General features: G+C 62.5%; 15 protein-coding genes. 10 read left to right on the top strand and 5 right to left on the bottom strand.

Annotated elements, in window-relative coordinates; all coding sequences use genetic code 11:
- Positions 1–139 precede the first annotated feature (139 nt).
- Complete coding sequence (gene dapA, locus NE609_RS09925; RefSeq protein WP_121586266.1) at positions 140–1057, bottom strand: 4-hydroxy-tetrahydrodipicolinate synthase; 918 nt, start codon at positions 1055–1057, stop codon at positions 140–142.
- A 243-nt stretch (positions 1058–1300) separates the two neighbouring features.
- Between dapA and NE609_RS09920 the strand changes: the two genes are divergently transcribed.
- The 5 genes from NE609_RS09920 (at position 1301) to NE609_RS09900 (ending at position 6306) form a co-directional block, all read left to right on the top strand.
- Positions 1301–2209 carry a dihydrodipicolinate synthase family protein gene (locus NE609_RS09920; RefSeq protein ID WP_256152422.1) on the top strand — a complete coding sequence of 303 codons (909 nt, stop codon included), beginning with the start codon at positions 1301–1303 and terminating at the stop codon, positions 2207–2209.
- Positions 2210–2214: 5 nt separating this feature from the next.
- On the top strand, positions 2215–3330 hold the full coding sequence (locus tag NE609_RS09915) for an Ldh family oxidoreductase (RefSeq protein ID WP_256152421.1): 1116 nt from the start codon (positions 2215–2217) through the stop codon (positions 3328–3330).
- A 48-nt stretch (positions 3331–3378) separates the two neighbouring features.
- A complete protein-coding gene (dctP, locus tag NE609_RS09910; protein WP_256152420.1) occupies positions 3379–4431 on the top strand; it encodes a TRAP transporter substrate-binding protein DctP in 1053 nt (350 codons plus the stop codon).
- Positions 4432–4541: 110 nt separating this feature from the next.
- The gene (locus NE609_RS09905) at positions 4542–5018 is read left to right on the top strand and encodes a TRAP transporter small permease (RefSeq protein ID WP_256152419.1); all 477 of its coding nucleotides are present in this window, start codon (positions 4542–4544) and stop codon (positions 5016–5018) included.
- Position 5019: 1 nt separating this feature from the next.
- Positions 5020–6306, top strand: coding sequence for a TRAP transporter large permease (locus NE609_RS09900; RefSeq protein WP_256152418.1), 1287 nt, complete (start codon positions 5020–5022; stop codon positions 6304–6306).
- A gap of 31 nt (positions 6307–6337) precedes the next feature.
- Here NE609_RS09900 and NE609_RS09895 read toward each other — a convergent pair whose 3' ends face one another.
- Positions 6338–7021, bottom strand: a complete 684-nt coding sequence (locus NE609_RS09895; protein ID WP_121586271.1) for a FadR/GntR family transcriptional regulator — start codon at positions 7019–7021, stop codon at positions 6338–6340.
- A gap of 158 nt (positions 7022–7179) precedes the next feature.
- On the opposite strand from NE609_RS09895, the gene NE609_RS09890 reads away from it, so the two are divergent.
- Both NE609_RS09890 and NE609_RS09885 read left to right on the top strand, forming a co-directional pair.
- Positions 7180–7902: a FadR/GntR family transcriptional regulator gene (locus tag NE609_RS09890; protein ID WP_256152417.1), complete on the top strand. Its 723-nt coding sequence runs from the start codon at positions 7180–7182 to the stop codon at positions 7900–7902.
- Between the two features lie 25 nt (positions 7903–7927).
- Positions 7928–9100 (top strand): NADP-dependent malic enzyme, encoded by a 1173-nt coding sequence (locus NE609_RS09885; protein ID WP_256152416.1) that lies wholly within the window; start codon positions 7928–7930, stop codon positions 9098–9100.
- 60 nt (positions 9101–9160) lie between these two features.
- Here the strand turns inward: NE609_RS09885 and NE609_RS09880 are convergent, their stop codons facing one another.
- A complete protein-coding gene (locus NE609_RS09880) occupies positions 9161–10159 on the bottom strand; it encodes a GGGtGRT protein (protein WP_101553115.1) in 999 nt (332 codons plus the stop codon).
- Between the two features lie 21 nt (positions 10160–10180).
- Positions 10181–10873 (bottom strand): iron-sulfur cluster assembly scaffold protein, encoded by a 693-nt coding sequence (locus NE609_RS09875; RefSeq protein ID WP_101553114.1) that lies wholly within the window; start codon positions 10871–10873, stop codon positions 10181–10183.
- Positions 10874–11215: 342 nt separating this feature from the next.
- Here NE609_RS09875 and secA point away from each other — a divergent pair, with 342 nt between their 5' ends.
- Positions 11216–13951, top strand: coding sequence for a preprotein translocase subunit SecA (gene secA, locus NE609_RS09870; RefSeq protein WP_121586273.1), 2736 nt, complete (start codon positions 11216–11218; stop codon positions 13949–13951).
- Between the two features lie 329 nt (positions 13952–14280).
- The gene (typA, locus tag NE609_RS09865) at positions 14281–16110 is read left to right on the top strand and encodes a translational GTPase TypA (protein ID WP_121586274.1); all 1830 of its coding nucleotides are present in this window, start codon (positions 14281–14283) and stop codon (positions 16108–16110) included.
- Between the two features lie 324 nt (positions 16111–16434).
- Here the strand turns inward: typA and NE609_RS09860 are convergent, their stop codons facing one another.
- Positions 16435–16686, bottom strand: coding sequence for a DUF6809 family protein (locus NE609_RS09860; RefSeq protein WP_121586275.1), 252 nt, complete (start codon positions 16684–16686; stop codon positions 16435–16437).
- 95 nt (positions 16687–16781) lie between these two features.
- On the opposite strand from NE609_RS09860, the gene NE609_RS09855 reads away from it, so the two are divergent.
- Positions 16782–17006 (top strand): helix-turn-helix domain-containing protein, encoded by a 225-nt coding sequence (locus NE609_RS09855; protein ID WP_121586276.1) that lies wholly within the window; start codon positions 16782–16784, stop codon positions 17004–17006.
- Positions 17007–17055: the final 49 nt, after the last annotated feature.

Below are 17055 nucleotides of genomic sequence, written 5' to 3'. Positions count from 1 at the left end.
CTCCTTATGATGTCTCTCCTATTATATCTCTTTTTGCGCCAAAACAAAAGAGATTTTGTCGGGCGCAAAAAAGCAGACGCCGGCCCGCCAGCGAAAGCTGGCGGGCCGGCGTCTGCCGTTTTGGGGGGAACAGACGTTTTCAGAGCTTGCCGGCCTTGTGCAGGGCGTCCTTCAGGACGGCCAGCTCGGCGTCGGTAATGGGCGCGAGCGGGCCCCGCGCCGGGCCGACCCTGACGCCGGTCACGAGCTCGATGGCCGGACGCATGATCGAGTTGGGCAGGATGCGGCCGTTCTGGCCGCAGGCCTTGCAGAAGCGGTAGAGCGGAAGGAAGCATTCGCGCGCCTTTTCGTTTTCCCCCTTCGCGAAGGCCTCGAAGATTGCGCGGATCTCATGTCCGAAGATGTGCGCGCCGCCCGAGACGATGCCCATCGCGCCCTGCACGATGGTGGGCAGCAGCATCACGTCGTCGCCGTTATAGATGAGGAAATCGGGATCGGCCGATTGCGTCGCAAGGAAGTAGTCGGTGACCTGGGTGGGATTCACGCCCGCTTCGTCCTTGACGCCGATGATGTTGGGGATGGCAGCGAGCCGACCGACCGTCTCCGCCTCCAGGTTGACACCGACGAAGATGGGTATGTTGTAGAGGATGATCTTCGCCCCGGTGGACTCGGCCACCGCCCGGTAGTGGCGGTAGATCCCCTCCTGGGTGGGCTTGTTGTAGAAGGGGCAGACGACGAGCATCGTATCGATGCCGAGCGCCTCAGCCCTCCGGGTCAGCGCGACCGTCTCCTTGGTGGAGGCGCAGCCGGTGCCGGCGATGACCGGCTTGCGGCCCGCGACCGTTTTGACGGCGGTCTCCATGAGCCTGACGCGCTCGTCGAAGGTGCAGAGGCTCGCCTCGCCGGTGGTGCCGGTGACGATGAAGCTGTCGCAGAGGTCGTTTTGAATGAGGTATTCGATCAATTCGGCGTAGCGCCCGTAGTCGATCTCCTCGTTTTCGCCGTAGGGGGTCACGAGGGGCAGCAGGATCTTGCCGTATGTTTCGCGCAGGTTCATGGGTGGGCCTCCCTCTTTTGATATGATTGTCTGATGACAACGAAATTATAAACCGGAATTTACGGAATGTCAACAGGCGCGCCCGCTTTTAAATGCGCGTATTCAGATAAAATTTTACGTTTATATTATCTAAATTTCATAAAAATATAAAATAAATAGAAAAAAGATTGACAATTTCCTGCAAAGCCGCTATTCTGAATTTGAAATCAGACAATATTACCGAATTGCAAAGGAGGCCGTTGCATGGTCAAGGCAATCGAAGGGATTATCGCGCCGCTGGTCACCCCCTTTGACGAGGCGGGGCGGCTCGATGCCGCGCGCGCCAAGGGGGAGATCCGCCGCCTCTTGGACGCGGGCGTGGACGGGATCAGCCCGGGCGGCAGCACCGGAGAGGGCGCGGCCCTCACCGACGGCGAGCTGGCGGAGCTCGTCCGCCTCATCCGCGCGGAGGATCCGGAGATCCCGGTGGTTGCGGGCGTCATCCGCAACAGCACCCCCGCCGCCGTCAGCGCCGGGCTCGCGGCGAAGGAGGCGGGCGCCGACGCGCTGATGGTCACCCCCGTCTCCTATAACGTGCTCGTCCCGGACGACGAGGGAAATTACAACTTTTACCGGGAAATCTCCGACCGGGTGGGGCTCCCGATCGTGATCTACAACGTCGTGCCTCAAAACACGATCACCGCCCCCCTCTTTGGGAAGCTGCTGGAGATCGAAAACGTCGTCGGAATCAAGCAGAGCGTCGGCGGCATCATGGCCTTCTACGAGATGAAGATGGTCAACGGGAAGCGCGGCAAGGTGTTCAGCGCGACCGACGACATGCTCTGCTCGACCTATGAGCTGGGGGCGGACGGCGCGATCTCGGCAATTTTGACCGTTTTTCCCGAGCTCTGCGTGGAGATGTGGAAGGATTTCAAGGAGGGCCGGCGGGAACACGCGCTCGAGCTGCAAAACCGCATGTACTTCACCTGGCAGGCGATCGCGGGCAGCCAGTTCCCCATCCGCATCAAATACGCGCTGCGTCTCATGGGCCGCGACGCGGGCTGGCCGCGCGGCCCGATCTGCCACATGGGCGAGGAGGAGAAGCGGCGCATCCGCGGCGCGCTGGAAGCGGGCGGATTTCTGGAGACCGTTAGCGCGGACAAAGGGGAGTGAAGAAGATGGCGGACAACCGATTTTCCTACGAGGGGATGAAGGCGCTCTCCGAGACGGTGTTCCGGCGGTACGGCTACTCGGAGGAGGAGGCGCGGGAGATCACCGACGTGCTTTTGACGGCCGATCTCTTCGGCATCGAGTCGCACGGGTGCCAGCGGATGACCCTCTACACCAACGGCATCACCAAGATCGGGCGGATCAAGCGGGACAGAAAGCCGGAGGTCGTCCGGGAGACGCCCGTTTCCGCGCTCATCGACGCGCACGAATACATCGGGCAGGTGGCCGCCATGATGGCGACCCGGCTCGCGATCGAAAAGGCCAAAAAGACAGGCGTCGGGATCGTGTGCGTCAAGAACTCCAACCACTACGGCATCGCGGGCTACTACGCGCGGATGATCGCGCAGGAACATCTGCTGGGCGTCTCGATGACCAACACCGAGGCGATCATGATCCCGACGAACGGCAGGCAGGCGCTGCTCGGCACCAACCCGATCGCGGTCGGGATGCCCGCCGAGCCCTACCCCTTCCTCTTCGACGCGGCGACGACCGTCGTCCCGCGCGGCAAGGTGGAGGTCTACGCCAAAAAGGGCCTGGAGATCCCGGCGGACTGGGCGATGGACTCGGACGGAAAGACGAGCACCCTCCCCCGGCGGGTGCTCGACGACATCGGCAAAAAGCAGGGGGGCGGCATCCTGCCGCTCGGCGGGGCGCGGGAGCAGTTCGGCAGCCACAAGGGCTACGGCTTCGGCATGCTCGTCGAGATCATGACGGGCATCCTGGCCGGCGGCGTGACGAGCGACGAGATCCGCAAGCGGTTCGACTGCGACCGGTGCAGCCACTTTTTTATGGCCATCGACTACGGGATGTTCGGCGACCGGGAGGAGACCGAGCGCCGCCTCTCCGCCTACCTGAATAAGCTGCAGGAGTCCCAAACGGCGCAGGGCGCGCCCTGCGTCTACACCCACGGGCAGAAGGAGATGCTCGCCTGTGAGGAAAACCTCCGCCGCGGCATCTATCTCAACGACAAGACGCTCGAGGAGATCACCGCCCTCTGCCGGGAGCTGGGCCTCCCGCCGGAAACCTATCTGATCCCGGTGCCGCAGGAGGCGCCGGAAGGATAAAACAGACACCGACACAAATTGGGGACCAACAAGGAACAGGAGGTAACTATGAAAAAGTTGATGAGCGTACTGCTGGCTTCCGCGATGATCCTGGCCCTGGCGGCGGGATGCGGAGAGAACGCGGCGCCCGCCCAGAGCGCGGCGCCGGATACGGCCGCCCCGTCGGGAGCCGCCGCGGACACGGCGGACCTGCCGGAGGTGACAATCCATGTGGCGAGCATCTTCGAGCCGGGCACCGCGATCCTCAAGGGAATCGACAAATTCGGCGAGCTCCTCGGCGAAAAGAGCGGCGGAAAAATCACGCTCAACGTCTACGCCAGCGGCTCGACGGGCGGAGAAAAGGAGCAGGCCGAGGCGCTCAAGCTCGGGGAGATCGACATGGCGGCGTTCGGCACCCTGCCGATCTCGATCTTCACGCCAGAATACTCCTTCTTCGACTCCCCCTTCGTCTTCCGCGACAAGGACCACTTCATGGCGGTGTGGAACGGCGAGCTGGGCGACGCGATGCGCAGGGAAATGCTCGAAAGCCACAATCTCTACACCCTCGGCGTGATGGGCCGCGGCTACCGGCACATCACCTCCAACACGCCGATCGAAAGCGTCGACGACATCGCCAAGCTCACCATCCGCACCCCCGAGTCGGCGCTTTTCATGGATACCTTCGGCGCGCTGGGCGCGACCTGCGTCCCGATCGCGCTGCCCGAGCTCTTCACCTCGCTCCAGATGGGCGTCGTGAACGCGTCGGAGGGCCCCTTCGACCAGTTGGTCACCAACAAGCTCTATGAGGTGCAGGACTACATCACCCTGTCGAAGTACTACTATTCTATCTCGATGTGGCAGATGAACGCCGAATTCTATAACGGACTGCCCGAGGCCTACCGGACGATGATCGACGAGGCGGCTGCCGAGGCCACCGAGTACGCCACGGCGCTCGGCGAGGAGATGGAAGCCGAGCTGCGGGCCCAGTGCGAGGACGCGGGCGTCACCTTCTGTGAGATGACCGACCTGCAGCCCTACCTGGACAAGGTGAAGCCCGCGATGGACAAGTTCTACGCGGAAAAATGGCCGGTCACGACGGCCGAGGAGATCGCCGCCTACTGAGAAAACGGAAAATCCGGGAACGCAGCAGCCCGGTGCGCGAGGCACCGGGCTGATTGGGTTCTCTCCGGGCCCGCCGGCCCGGACAAAACCGGTTTGAAGGAGGGAACGGATTGAAACAGGTCAAAAAGCTGTTCGACGCGGCTGGAATCCTCATCTTTACCGCGATGGTGGCGGTGGTGATCCTGCAGGTCGTCTGCCGCTTTATTCTCAGGGTGAGCGTCCCGTGGACGGAGGAGATGAGCCGGCTGCTCTTCATCTTCCTCTGCTTCTGGGGGGTGGTTGTGGCCGTGCGCGAAAACGAGCTCATCGTCATCGACACCTTCCGCGCCAAGCTCTGGGGCAGGGTGCGCAAGGTCCTGGACAGCCTCATATCGCTCTTTATGGCGGCCTTTTTCGCGGTCATTTTAGCGGGAGCGGTCAAGATGGCCGTGTCGGTCTGGCCGACCAGGTTTTCCACAATGGAGTGGCTGAGCAACGGCTGGCTCTACGTCGCGGCCATCGTCGGCAGCGGCGGCGCGCTCGTGAGCATCGTCCTTGCGCTCCTCCGGGAACTGCGGGGCGGCGGACCGGAAAAGGAGGGGGAATAAGATGGGAATCTGGTACCTGGTCATCCTCATCGCGGCGTTTCTGATCGGCATCCCCGTGGCGATCTCGATGGGCGGCTCGGCCGCCATCCTGATGATGCTGGAGCGTGGGCTCGGCGCCTTCCGCCCCGAGGTCATCGCGCAGAAATCGGTCTACGGGCTCAATAACTTCCTGCTGCTCTCCATCCCCCTCTTCCTCTACGCGGGGAAGATCATGAACACGGGGAACATCACCTCCCGCATCTTCGACTTCGCCAAATCGACGGTGGGCTGGCTGCGGGGCGGGCTCGGGCATGTGAACATTATCGCCAGCGTGATCTTTGCGGGCATGACGGGTACGGCCACCTCCGACGCGGCGGGCCTCGGCGCGATCGAGATCAAGGCGATGCGTGAGGCGGGCTACGAGGACGACTTCACCTTCGCGGTCACCGGCGTCTCGTCGACGATCGGCCCGATCATCCCGCCGAGCATCCCGCTGGTCATCTACGGCCTGATGACCGGCTGCTCGATCGGCGCGCTGCTGATCGCGGGCATCGTGCCGGGCATCCTGATGGCGATCGCGATGATGATCTACGTGGAAATCTACGCGGTCCGGCACCACTTCCCCAAGGGGGAGCGATTCCGCATCTCGGTCGTGTGGCGGACCTTCCGCCGTGCCTTCCTCTCCCTGCTGACGCCGGTCATCATCATCGGCGGCATCCTCTCGGGCGTCTTCACGCCGACCGAGGCGGCGGCGATTGCGGCGGTCTACGCGACGGTGCTGACCGTGTTCGTCTACAAGGAGGTCGATTTTAAAACCCTCAAGGCGGTGCTGTGGGAGACGCTGCGGGATTCCGGCACGATCATGATGATCTGCTTCTGCGCCTCCCTCTACGGCTACATGATCACCCGCTCGAAGATCGCCGAGCACCTCGCCGCCGCCATCGCGCAGGTGTCCACCAACCCCTATGTCATCACCCTGCTGCTTGTGGCGTTTTTGCTGGTGGTGGGCTGCTTCATGGAAAACCTCGCGTCGATCACGATTTTGGCGCCCGTCTTCTTGCCGGTGCTCGTGAATTCGGGGATCGACCCGCTGGCCTTCGGGATCATCATGATCATCACGCTGATGGTCGGCCTGCTGACGCCCCCCTTCGGCATGGTGCTCTTTGTCCTCTGCAAGGTGGGGGACATCCCGCTCGAACGGATGGTCAAGGCGGTGCTGCCCTTTTTGCCGCCGCTGCTTATCGTCATCCTGCTGCTCTCCTTCTTCCCGCAGATCATCACCTTCCTGCCCAACCTGCTGATGGGCTGACGGAAAAACCGCCGGGGCTTTCCCCGGCGGTTCAAAGGATGCGCTGCATATCGGAGAGGGAGCTCTGGATGTGGGTGACCATGTAGGCGGCCGCGAGCTCGGGGTTGTGGAGCCGCAGCGCGGAGAGGATGTCCTCGTGCGGCCCGACGGCGTGCTCGGGGTTGCCCGGCACCGAGAAGGAGTGCAGGCGGTATTCCCGCATCGCCTCGGTCAGATTCGCGTTGAAGGAGATCAGCAGCGGGTTGTGGGTCCCCTCGATGATCGCGCCGTGAAAATACTCGTCGGCCAGCGTCATCTGGTTGACGTTGTTTTCCTCGACCGCGCGGCGGAAGGAGTCCTGGATCTCCTGCAGATGGGAGAGCTCCTTCTCCTGCATGTTGATCGCGGCGAGCCGCACCGCCATCTGCTCGATGGGCAGGCGCACCTGCATGATGTCGGCGACCTTGTAGTTGTACTTTTGAAACCACATCTCGGGGGTCACGGCGTTTTCCCTGTCGGTGACGAACGCGCCCTTGCCGTGGCGGATTTCGACGAGCCCCATCGCCTGCAGGACGCGCAGCGCCTCCCGCACGGTCGAACGCCCGACGTGGAGCAGCTCGCACAGCTCCATTTCGGCGGGGAGCTTGTCCCCCTTGCGATATGCCCCGGACAGGATGCTGTCCCGGATGTGGTTGACCGCGTGGTCGGTGGAAGAGATTCTGGCGATCGGCTGCATAGGCGGGCTCCTTTCGGCCGGGCGGACACGCCCTCTGCACCTATTATATCGGCGTGGGGCCGTAAAATCAATAGATCGGCAGCCGGGCGTTTACGGCCGTCGGAAATATGTGCTATACTGGTTCCAGACAACCAGTGAGCGCGACGGGAGGACGGATTATGGAACCGGTACGGTATACCTCGATCACCGACCTGACGGTGGAGAGCATCAAGGAACTGATCCAGTCGGACGAGTATCAGATTGGGGACAAGCTGCCGTCGGAGCAGCAGCTCTGCGAGATGCTGCAGGTGAGCAGGACCTGCGTGCGCGAGGCGTTGCGGATCTTGCAGGCGCGCCGGTTTTTGGACATCCGCTCGGGCAAGGGCTCCTTCATCCTCAAGAAGAACGAGCTCTCCCCCGAGGTGCAGAAATGGGTGGACGAACCGGACATCAGTTTCATGGACTATATCGAGGTGCGCCTCGCAATGGAGCCGCTCGCGGTGCGGCTGGCGATCTCCCATGCGACCGGGCAGGAGACCCAGGCGCTTGAACGCCTCCACGAGCGGTTTACGGCGGCGGTAAAGTCCGGCGACGTGGCCGGGATGATCGAGGCCGACTCCCGGTTCCACTCCTATATCATGGATTGCAGCCGCAACAAGCTGCTGATCAACATCAACCGGGAGATGCAGGGGATCATCAACAAATACCGCACCAAACAGACCCGGACCTATAAAAACGCGATCGAGCCCCACGAAAGAATCGTACAGGCCTTCCGTGACCGGGACGTCGTGGGCGGGGTCAAGACGATGCGGGAGCATATCTATGAAATTATGCGGGACATCGAGGCGGTGTGCGACGAGCTGGGGACGGAGGGGCCCCGCCCGCCGCGGACGCCCGGTTGACGGGAGGATCAAAATGGGGGATACGATGGATTACAGACAAGAAGCCCTGGAAAAACACGCCGAATGGCGGGGCAAGCTGGAGGTCACCTCCCGCGTGCCGGTGCAGACAAGCGAGGACCTCTCGCTGGCGTACACGCCCGGCGTGGCGGAGCCCTGCCTCGCCATCCGGGAGGACCCGGCGAAATCGTTCGAGCTCACCCGCCGCTGGAACCTTGTGGCGGTCGTCACCGACGGGTCGGCGGTGCTCGGGCTCGGGGACATCGGCCCCGAGGCGGGCATGCCGGTCATGGAGGGGAAATGCGTCCTCTTCAAGGAGTTCGCGGGGGTGGACGCCTTCCCGCTCTGCGTCGGCACAAAGGACGTCGACGAGCTGGTACGCACCATCCACCTCATTTCGGGGAGCTTCGGCGGCATCAACCTTGAGGACATCGCCGCGCCCCGCTGCTTCGAGGTGGAGCGCAGGCTCCGGGAGCTGTGCGACGTCCCCGTCTTCCACGACGACCAGCACGGCACGGCGGTCGTCGTCTCCGCCGCCATGATCAACGCCCTCAAGCTGGTCGGCAAGCGGATGGAGGAGGTCACCGCCGTCATCAACGGCGCGGGCGCGGCGGGCACTGCGATCGCTCTGCGCCTGAGGGCGCTCGGCGCCGGGGAGGTCATTCTCTGCGACCGGGCGGGCATTCTCTGCGAGGGAATGGAGGGGCTGAGCCCCGCTCACGCGCGGATGGCGGCGCTCACAAACCGCGGCCGCCGGACAGGGACGCTCGCCGACGCGCTGCGGGGTGCGGACGTCTTCATCGGCGTGTCGGCCCCGAACCTCGTCACGGCGGAGATGGTCTCCACGATGGCAAAGGACGCGGCCGTCTTCGCGATGGCCAACCCCGTCCCCGAGATTCTGCCCGGGCAGGCCCTCGCGGGCGGAGCGCGGGTGGTCGGGACCGGACGGTCGGACTACCCCAATCAGATCAACAACGTCCTCGCCTTCCCCGGCATCTTCCGGGGCGCGCTCGACGTGCGCGCACGGGAGATCACCGACGAAATGCTCACCGCCGCCTCCTACGCGATCGCGGGGCTCGTGTCCGGCGGGGAGCTTTGCGGGGACTACCTGTTGCCCCGGGCGTTCGACCCGCGGGTCGGGAAGACGGTCGCCGCAGCGGTCGCCGAAGCCGCGCGCGCGTGCGGCGCGGCACGCATCTGAAAAAACAGGAAAAAGGCCATGCGGGCTTTGCCCGCATGGCCTTTTTATAAGAGTAAAACCTTACTTGAAGGATTCCTCGACGGCGACGGCGCACGCGACGGTCGCGCCGACCATGGGGTTGTTGCCCATGCCGATGAGGCCCATCATCTCGACGTGCGCGGGGACGGAGGAGCTTCCGGCGAACTGCGCGTCGCCGTGCATGCGTCCCATCGAGTCGGTGAGGCCGTAGGAAGCCGGGCCGGCCGCCATGTTGTCGGGATGCAGGGTGCGGCCGGTGCCGCCGCCCGAGGCCACCGAGAAGTACTTGACGTTATTCTCGTAGGACCATTTCTTATAGGTGCCCGCGACCAGGTGCTGGAAGCGGGTCGGGTTGGTGGAGTTGCCGGTGATCGAGACGTCGACCTTCTCGTGCTTCATAATGGCCACGCCCTCAAGCACGTCGTTGGCGCCGTAGACCTTGACCTTGGAGCGCTCGCCGTCGGAATAGGCGGTCTCGCCGATCACCTTGAGCTCGCTGGTGGCGAAATCATAATCGGTTTCCACATAGGTAAACCCGTTGATTCTGGAAATGATATAGGCGGCGTCCTTGCCCAGGCCGTTGAGGATGACGCGCAGCGGCTCCTTGCGGGCCTTGTTGGCGTTGCGGGCGATGCCGATCGCGCCCTCCGCCGCGGCGAACGACTCGTGGCCGGCCAGGAAGCAGAAGCATTTGGTTTCGTCGCGCAGCAGCATTGCGCCGAGGTTTCCGTGGCCGAGGCCGACGGCGCGGGTCTCCGCGACCGAGCCGGGCACGCAGAACGCCTGCAGGCCGATGCCGATCGCCTCGGAGGCGTCCGCGGCCTTTTTGCAGTCCTTCTTGATGGCGACGGCGGTGCCGAGGGTGTAGGCCCAGACGGCGTTCTCGAACGCGATGGGCTGCACGCCCTTGACAATTTTTTCCACGTCAATGCCTTTGGCAAGGCAGATCTCTCTTGCATCTTCAAGGGAAGACATGCCGTACTCAGCGAGACAAGCGCTGATTTTGGGCATCCTTCTCTCCTGTCCTTCAAACTTTGCCATGTGTGTTACCTCCTTCTCCTCTTATTCTTCACGCGGGTCGATGTATTTGGGGGCGTCGGCGTAGCGGCCGTAGGTGCCGATATTCTTCTCGAACGCCTCCTTGGGGTCCACGCCGTGGCGGATGTCCTCGAGCATCTTGCCGACCTTGACGAACTTGTAGCCGATGGCCTCATTGTTGTTGTCGACTGCGACCGAGAGGATATAGCCCTCCGCCAGCTCAAGGTAGCGCACGCCCTTGGCGTTGGTGGAGAAGATGGTGCCGACCTGGGAACGGAGGCCCTTGCCGAGGTCCTCGAGGCCCGCGCCGATCGGGAGCCCGCCCTCGGAGAAGGCGGTCTGGCTGCGGCCGTAGACAATCTGGAGGAAGAGCTCCCGCATCGCCACGTTGATCGCGTCGCAGACGAGGTCGGTGTTGAGGGCTTCCAGGATGGTCTTGCCGGGGAGGATCTCGCCCGCCATCGCGGCCGAATGGGTCATGCCGGAGCAGCCCAGCGTCTCGACGAGCGCCTCCTCGATAATCCCGTTTTTGATGTTGAGGGTGAGCTTGCAGGCGCCCTGCTGCGGCGCGCACCAGCCCACGCCGTGTGTGAGTCCGGAGATATCCTTGATCTCGTAGGCCTTTACCCATTTGCCCTCTTCGGGAATGGGCGCGGGACCGTGCTTGGGTCCTTTGGCGAGAACGCACATTCTCTCCACTTCATGAGAATAGTTCATATCGGTACTCCTTTCGGTTTGTTTACTGGGGTTGTCTAATCTTTATTATATTAGTTTGTCAAGGCTTTATCAAGGGGATTGTTCAGCTTTTGTTCACGGTTGCAAAACAAAATAGGCCTAATTTTTGGATTTTTTTTGGTTATAATAAGCAGAGATGCGCCCGCCCGTCCTCCTCCCTCTGTGGAGAGGCCCCAAACCGCCGCCGCAAGCGGGAAAACGAGGTTGACTTTGACGGCGGGCGGGAGTAGAATGTACAAGTTAAAGTATACGCATTTCCAGCCAGCCGCGGCTTTTTGAAACGGCATGGGAGGGTCCGCGCGTATCAGACTATGAGGTGACAAAATGGGTATTTTAAACAAGGTCTTCGGGACCTATTCCAGCAGGGAGATCAAACGCGTCCTGCCCCTTCAGCAGAAGGTGCTTGAACTGGAGGAAACCTACCGCGCCATGAGCGACGACGAGCTCAAGGCGATGACGCCCAAGCTGCGGGAGCGCCTCGCGCAGGGCGAGCCGCTCGACAGCGTGCTGCCCGACGCCTTCGCAGCCTGCCGCGAGGCGTCCGACCGCGTGCTCGGCATGCGGCACTTCCCCGTGCAGGTCATCGGCGGCATCATCCTCCACCAGGGCCGCATCGCGGAGATGAAGACCGGCGAGGGCAAGACCCTCGTCGCCACTCTGCCCGCCTACCTGAACGCGCTGACCGGCAAGGGCGTGCACATCGTCACGGTCAACGACTACCTGGCCAAGCGCGACTCCGAATGGATGGGCAAGGTCTACCGCTTCCTCGGCCTCACGGTCGGGCTGATCGTCCACGGGCTCACCACCGCCGAGCGGCGGGAGGCCTACGGCTGCGACATCACCTACGGCACCAACAACGAGTTCGGCTTCGACTACCTGCGCGACAACATGGTCATCTACAAGACGGACAAGGTTCAGCGCGGGCATAATTACGCGATCGTCGACGAGGTCGACTCGATCCTCATCGACGAGGCGCGCACCCCGCTCATCATTTCGGGCCAGGGCGACAAGTCCACCGACCTCTATGAGAAGGCCGACCGCTTCGCGAACACCCTCAAATGCTACCGCGTGGCCGAGGCGGACTCCAAGGAGGAGCACGACGACGTCGACGGCGACTACATCGTCGACGAGAAGGCCAAGACCGCTACGCTGACCGCCTCGGGCGTCAAGAAGGCGGAGGAATACTTCGGGCTGGACAATCTCACCGACGGCGACAACATGCAGATCCAGCACCACATCAACCAGGCGATCAAGGCCCACGGCATCATGCAGCGGGACGTCGACTACGTCGTCAAGGACGGCGAGGTCATCATCGTTGACGAGTTCACCGGCCGCCTCATGCTCGGCCGCCGCTACAACGAGGGCCTGCACCAGGCCATCGAGGCCAAGGAGGGCGTCAAGGTCGAGCGGGAGAGCAAGACGCTCGCCACGATCACCTTCCAGAACTTCTTCCGCATGTACGATAAGCTCGCCGGTATGACCGGTACCGCCCTCACCGAGGCGGACGAGTTTATGGAGATCTACAAGCTCGACGTCGTCGAGATCCCGACCAACAAGCCCATCCAGCGCCACGACCACCCCGACGTCGTCTACAAGACCGAGACCGCGAAGTTCCACGCGGTCATCGAGAACATCGTCGAGTGCCACGAAAAGGGCCAGCCGGTGCTGGTCGGCACCATTTCGATCGAGAAGTCCGAGCTGCTTTCGCAGATGCTGAAGCGCCGCGGCATCAGGCACGAGGTGCTCAACGCGAAGTACCACGACAAGGAGGCGGAGATCGTCGCGCAGGCCGGTAAGTACGGCGCGGTGACGATCGCCACCAACATGGCCGGGCGCGGCACCGACATCATGCTCGGCGGTAACGCCGAGTACCTCGCCAAGGCGGACCTGCGCCGCGAGGGCTACGACGAGGAGACGATCAACGAGGCCACCGGCTTTGCCGACACCCACAACGAGGAAATCCTCGCGGCCCGCAGGCTCTTCCGCGAGAAGATGGACCAGTACCGGGCGGAGATCTCCGTCGAGGCGGAGAAGGTCCGGGAGGCGGGCGGCCTCTTCATCATCGGCACCGAGCGCCACGAGTCCCGCCGTATCGACAACCAGCTGCGCGGCCGTTCCGGCCGCCAGGGCGACCCGGGCGAAACGCGCTTCTTCATCTCGCTCGAGGACGACCTCATGCGCCTCTTCGGCGGCGAGCGCATCCAGAACATGATGAACATGATCGGCGCGGAGGACGACATGCCCATCGAGGCGAAGATCCTCTCCAACTCGATCGAGTCCGCCCAGTCGAAGGTCGAGACCCGCAACTTCGGCATCCGCAAAAACGTCCTCCAGTTCGACGACGTCATGAACCGCCAGCGCGAGGTGATCTACTCCCAGCGCGACAAGGTGCTCGACGGCGAGGACATCAGCGGCATCATCAGGAATATGATCACCGAGACGATCGATTCGGTCGTCGATCGCTACCTCGTCGACAAGGAGGTCCACGACAACTGGAACCTCGAGGGCCTGCGCGACTACTTCATGGGCTGGCTCACCACCCACGACGACCTGCGCTACACCACCGAACAACTCGGCGAGATCACCGACGATGAGATCAAGCGGCAGCTCAGGGAGCGCGCGGAAAAGCTCTACGCCGCGCGCGAGGAGCAGTTCACCTCCCCGATCATGCGCGAGGTCGAGCGCGTCGTGCTGCTGCGCAACGTCGACACCAAGTGGATGCAGCACATCGACGACATGGAGGAGCTCAAGCGCGGCATGTACCTGCGCTCCTACGCCCAGAAGGACCCGGTCGTCGAGTACCGCATCGAGGGCTTCGACATGTTCGACGCGATGATCGAGTCGATCCGCGAGGACACCGTCAAGCTGATGTTTACCATCCAGCTGCGCACCAACCAGGAGCCCAAGCGCGAGCAGGTCGCCAAGCCCGCGCAGGAGGGCTTCGGCAGCGACGGCACCATCCAGAACAAGCCCCGCTCGGTCAAAAAGGTCGGACGCAACGATCCCTGCCCCTGCGGCAGCGGAAAAAAGTACAAAAAGTGCTGCGGCCGCGACGAGTGACAAAAGAGACGAAAAAACGAGGGGCCGCCCGGCGGGCGGCCCTTCCTTTTTGCCGCTTTTGAAAAAGCGGCGCCAAAACGTTTGATTCAGGCCGGCCGCGTCCCCTCCCCGGCGGCGCCGCCCGTGCGGAAGGGCCCCCGCCCGCGTCCGGCTGCCGCCGCATGTGGGGGAAACTGCCCGACAGCAGCCGCGATTTCCGGCCCACATTAGCAAAGTTACTAAAATTGCCGGGTTTTTCTTGACAACATACTTGTTTGGCGGTATGATACCAAGGTAAAATTGTCGAATCAATGAATGTGCCGAAGAACGGCAGATGGGAAGCAGGGTATATGAATATCAAGAGAGAAGACTTACGCAATATTGCCATTATCGCGCACGTCGACCACGGCAAGACGACGCTGGTCGACGGGATGCTCAAGCAGTCGGGCACCTTCCGGGAGAACCAGGCGGTGCAGGACCGCGTGATGGACTCGAACGACATCGAGCGGGAGCGCGGCATCACGATCCTGGCGAAGAACGCCTCCGCGGAGTACAAGGGCGTGAAGATCAACATCGTGGACACCCCGGGACACGCCGATTTCGGCGGCGAAGTGGAGCGGGTGCTCAAGATGGTGGACGGCGTGCTGCTGCTCGTCGACGCGGCGGAGGGCCCGATGCCCCAGACCCGCTTCGTGCTGAGCAAGGCGCTCGACCTCGACCTCGCGGTCATCGTGGTCATCAACAAGATCGACCGACCCGACGCGCGCGTCTACGAGGTCATCGACGAGGTGCTCGAGCTGCTGATGGACCTCGGCGCGTCCGACGCGCAGCTCGACAGCCCGATGGTCTTCTGCTCCGGCCGCGACGGCACCGCCTCGATCTCCCCCGAGGTGGCGGGCACCGACCTGCTGCCGCTCATGGACACGATCGTCGACTACATCCAGCCCCCCCAGGGCGACCCCGAGCTGCCCACCGCGGTGCTCGTTTCGTCGATCGATTATAACGACTATGTCGGCCGCATGGCGGTCGGCCGCATCGAGCAGGGCACCCTGCGGGTCAACGAGCAGATGAACGTCTGCGACTACCACGACAAGGAGCTCCTCAAGCAGGGCAAGATCACCGCGATCTACCAGTTTACCGGCGTGGGCCGCACCCAGGTCGAATCGGCCACGGTCGGCGACATCGTCCAGTTCTCGGGCATCGAGGACATCAACATCGGCAACACCGTCTGCGCGGCGGGCAGCAGCATCGCGCTGCCCTTCGTCAAGATTTCCGAGCCCACCGTGGAGATGACCTTCTCGGTCAACACGAGCCCCTTCGCGGGCCGCGAGGGCAAATTCGTCACCACCCGCCAGATCCGCGACCGCCTCTACCGCGAGCTGCTGCGCGACGTCTCCCTGCGCGTTTCGGACGGCGACACCGCCGACAGCTTCGTCGTCTGCGGGCGCGGCGAAATGCATCTGTCGATCCTCATCGAGAACATGCGCCGCGAGGGCTACGAGTTCCAGGTCAGCACCCCCAAGGTGCTGCTCAAAACCATCGACGGCGAGCTGTGCGAGCCGTTCGAGGAATTGACGATCGACGTCCCGGCCGAGTCCTCCGGTTCGGTCATGGAGAAGATGGGCCCCCGCAAGGGCGAGCTCCAGTCGATGGAGCCGGTCGGCAGCCGCATGAAAATGACCTTCGTCATCCCCGAGCGCGGCCTCTTCGGCTACAAGAGCGAGTTTTTGACCGACACCAAGGGCGAGGGCGTCATGAACACCCTCTTCCACGGCTACGCCCCCTATAAGGGCGACATCCCCCGCCGCCAGAACGGTTCCCTCATCGCGTTCGAGACGGGCGAGACGATCACCTACGGCCTCTATAACGCGCAGGAGCGCGGCACCCTCTTCCTCGGCGCGGGCGAGCCGGTCTACGCCGGGCAGGTCGTCGGCATGTCCCCCAAGAACGAGGACATTGCCGTCAACGTCTGCAAAAAAAAGCAGCTCACCAACACCCGCGCCTCCGGTTCGGATGACGCGCTCCGCCTCATCCCGCCGCGCCGCTTCTCCCTTGAGGAATCCCTCGAGTTCCTCAGCGACGACGAGCTTTTGGAGGTCACCCCCAAGAGCATCCGCATCCGCAAGAAGATTCTGGACCATGCCCAGCGCATGCGCGAGCAGATGAAGAAGAAATCTTAAAAATTGTTTTTGAGCGGGCCCGGTTGGGCCCGCTCTTTCTTCTTAGATTTGCCGCTCATCGGGCGGAGGACTTTTATCGCGCCCCTCCGGGGCGCTTTAGGGGAGCCGCTTTCAGCGGCTAAGATTGCCGGGTCCCGCCCCGGCGGGCGGGTCCATTTCTTGATCGCCCAAGAAATGGACGAAAGAAGGGCGCTCAAGGGGGGCTCACTTGAAGAAGACTGGGCGCAAAGCTCGCCCCCCTTGAGAATCCCCCCTTCGCTCACGTCCAGCCAACCGCATGAAGAAGGCAAATGCCACGCCTTCAACAGGAAAGCGGCCGGGCGGTCAGGGATACAGCGCCTGCGCGATGCGCGCGCCCAGCTTGAAGCCGGAGCGGAAGCCGCGCAGCGCATACGCCCCGCACACCACCGCGAACTGGTCGGTGATGTGATCCAGCCTCTTTTGATCCTCCATCCCCATCCGGTGCCAAAGCAAATCGCACATCTCCATCATTTCCTTTTCCTCGGGGATCGGGCCGAGCTGTTCCGAAGGATATACCTCCCCTTCGTAAAGTGCCTTTAAAATATCTTTGTCCATGAAATCACCTCCTAACTAATATTGTATAGCCACATGTGGCTATTGTCAAGGGTGTCATATGTGATTAGTGATACAATATTTTTGAGGTGATAGCAATGCTTTATCCGCAACGTTTGCGAGCACTGCGGGAGGACAACGACCTGACCCAAAGGGATGTTGCGGAGGTCATAAAAACTACACCGCAATATTATCAAAAATATGAGCGTGGGATTCGTCCCCTGCCGGTCGACAGGCTGATTCTCCTGGCTGATTTCTACCACACCTCCACCGATTATATTCTGGGGAGGACAAATGACCCGAGCTTCCACAAAAAGGACTGATTGTCGGCACAACAAAAGCGGCCGCCCGGATATTCCTTCTTGAACATGT

The sequence above is a fragment of the Anaerotruncus sp. DFI.9.16 genome (assembly GCF_024461615.1).
Lineage (GTDB): Bacteria > Bacillota > Clostridia > Oscillospirales > Ruminococcaceae > Anaerotruncus > Anaerotruncus massiliensis.
This window is presented reverse-complemented; position numbering and strand designations above follow the sequence as displayed.

What these genes read in the sequence shown, in the direction of transcription:
- dapA (WP_121586266.1), bottom strand. Translation starts at nt 1,057, where the DNA reads ATGAACCTGCGCGAAACATACGGCAAGATCCTGCTGCCCCTCGTGACC.
- NE609_RS09920 (WP_256152422.1), top strand. Translation starts at nt 1,301, where the DNA reads ATGGTCAAGGCAATCGAAGGGATTATCGCGCCGCTGGTCACCCCCTTT.
- NE609_RS09915 (WP_256152421.1), top strand. Translation starts at nt 2,215, where the DNA reads ATGGCGGACAACCGATTTTCCTACGAGGGGATGAAGGCGCTCTCCGAG.
- dctP (WP_256152420.1), top strand. Translation starts at nt 3,379, where the DNA reads ATGAAAAAGTTGATGAGCGTACTGCTGGCTTCCGCGATGATCCTGGCC.
- NE609_RS09900 (WP_256152418.1), top strand. Translation starts at nt 5,020, where the DNA reads ATGGGAATCTGGTACCTGGTCATCCTCATCGCGGCGTTTCTGATCGGC.
- NE609_RS09895 (WP_121586271.1), bottom strand. Translation starts at nt 7,021, where the DNA reads ATGCAGCCGATCGCCAGAATCTCTTCCACCGACCACGCGGTCAACCAC.
- NE609_RS09890 (WP_256152417.1), top strand. Translation starts at nt 7,180, where the DNA reads ATGGAACCGGTACGGTATACCTCGATCACCGACCTGACGGTGGAGAGC.
- NE609_RS09885 (WP_256152416.1), top strand. Translation starts at nt 7,928, where the DNA reads ATGGATTACAGACAAGAAGCCCTGGAAAAACACGCCGAATGGCGGGGC.
- NE609_RS09880 (WP_101553115.1), bottom strand. Translation starts at nt 10,159, where the DNA reads ATGGCAAAGTTTGAAGGACAGGAGAGAAGGATGCCCAAAATCAGCGCT.
- NE609_RS09875 (WP_101553114.1), bottom strand. Translation starts at nt 10,873, where the DNA reads ATGAACTATTCTCATGAAGTGGAGAGAATGTGCGTTCTCGCCAAAGGA.
- secA (WP_121586273.1), top strand. Translation starts at nt 11,216, where the DNA reads ATGGGTATTTTAAACAAGGTCTTCGGGACCTATTCCAGCAGGGAGATC.
- typA (WP_121586274.1), top strand. Translation starts at nt 14,281, where the DNA reads ATGAATATCAAGAGAGAAGACTTACGCAATATTGCCATTATCGCGCAC.
- NE609_RS09860 (WP_121586275.1), bottom strand. Translation starts at nt 16,686, where the DNA reads ATGGACAAAGATATTTTAAAGGCACTTTACGAAGGGGAGGTATATCCT.
- NE609_RS09855 (WP_121586276.1), top strand. Translation starts at nt 16,782, where the DNA reads ATGCTTTATCCGCAACGTTTGCGAGCACTGCGGGAGGACAACGACCTG.